1 pseudogene is annotated in these 986 nt (G+C 61.7%); it reads right to left on the bottom strand.

Annotation, left to right across the window (positions count from 1 at the left end):
* Positions 1-986: pseudogene (locus tag NG653_RS14615) on the bottom strand (gliding motility-associated C-terminal domain-containing protein); the annotation flags it as partial.

The raw sequence follows: 986 nt of genomic DNA, 5'->3' as shown, positions 1-986 counted from the left end.
GGAAGGTCATTGGCCGGGTCGTCGATCTCATCGTTCACATCGTACCCGTCATTCACATCGCTGCCTTCGTACCCGTCGTCCAGGCCGTCCCCGTCGGTGTCCGTACCCGTAAAAGTCCAGTCGGGCTGCCCGTCGAAGTCAAAGTCGTTCCCCTCGTTGTTGTCGGGTACCTGGTCGTTGTCGGAATCATCATCAAGGTAATCGGGTTCATCCGTACCGTCGGTGTTCTCGGGGGTAATTCCAACAACCCCGGGACCTTCATATGCATCGTCCAGGCCATTTCCATTGCTATCTTCCCCACTGGGCGGTACATACCCGTCTGTCGGTTGGCCTTCCACGTTGTCGGGGATGCCGTCGTTGTCGGAGTCGATGTCCAGGTAATCGGGGCGGCCGTCCCCGTCGGTATTCACCGGGTCCAACCCCTGGGAACCATCCCCTTCGTAGGCATCGTCCAGGCCATTACCGTTGGCGTCTTCCCCGCTAGGGGGCACGTACCCGTCGGCAGGCTGGGCTTCCACATTGTCCAACAGGCCGTCGTTGTCGGAATCGATATCGAGGTAATCGGGGTGGCCGTCCCCGTCGGTATCGGTGGGGTTTGTAGCAGGGTCGTCATCCCCATCGGTGTTCGCATCCTCGGTGGTATCCAACAGGCCGTCCCCGTCGCTGTCGAGGTCTTCCGCGTCAGGGACCCCATCCCCGTCGGTGTCCGTATCGTCTCCGCCACCGTTGCCATTGCCGTCATCCGTGGGGTCGAGGTAGTCCGGGGTGCCGTCTTCATCGCTGTCGTCATTGGTCGGATCGCCATCCTGGTCCGCGTCCTCATCCGGGGTGCTCACCCCATCCCCGTCGTCGTCCGCATCCCGATAGTTCACATCCCCTTCCCCGTCCGTGTCCGGGAGGTCATTGGCCGGGTCGTCGATCTCATCGTTCACATCGAACCCGTCATTCACATCGCTGCCCTCGTACCCATCGTCCAGGCCGTCCCC

Origin of the sequence: Robiginitalea marina, from assembly GCF_024006985.1 — a bacterium.
GTDB classification, from domain to species: Bacteria; Bacteroidota; Bacteroidia; order Flavobacteriales; family Flavobacteriaceae; genus Robiginitalea; species Robiginitalea marina.
This window is presented reverse-complemented; position numbering and strand designations above follow the sequence as displayed.